The sequence below is a fragment of the Salmonella sp. SAL4457 genome (assembly GCF_046548235.1).
Lineage (GTDB): Bacteria > Pseudomonadota > Gammaproteobacteria > Enterobacterales > Enterobacteriaceae > Salmonella > Salmonella enterica.
The window spans coordinates 1-256 of the sequence record NZ_JBGDZO010000841.1 but is presented as its reverse complement, the minus strand read 5'-3'; the positions used below and the strand labels follow the sequence as shown (position 1 = coordinate 256).

1 protein-coding gene is annotated in these 256 nt (G+C 68.8%); it reads right to left on the bottom strand.

Features of this window, described 5'->3' with window-relative positions:
• A partial coding sequence (locus ACLJNW_RS26550) for an AMP-binding enzyme (protein WP_410961556.1) occupies nucleotides 1–256 on the bottom strand: 256 nt, incomplete at both ends.

The window sequence follows — 256 nt, the reverse complement described above, 5'->3', positions numbered from 1 at the left end:
CGATAGGCCTGCTGCGACAAGCTCGCATCCGGTTGCGGCAACGCCTGCCGGTCGAGCTTGCCATTGACCGTCAGCGGCATCCGCTCCAGCAGCATCAGGTGCGCCGGCACCATGTAGTCCGGCAGGTGCCGCTTCAGCGACTCCCGCAGCGACTCCCGCAGACGCTCGGCATCCTCCGCCGAGTCCGCCACCACGTATCCCACCAGTTGCGTGCCGCCGACCCCGTCATGGGCCAGCACCACGGCATCGCGTACCC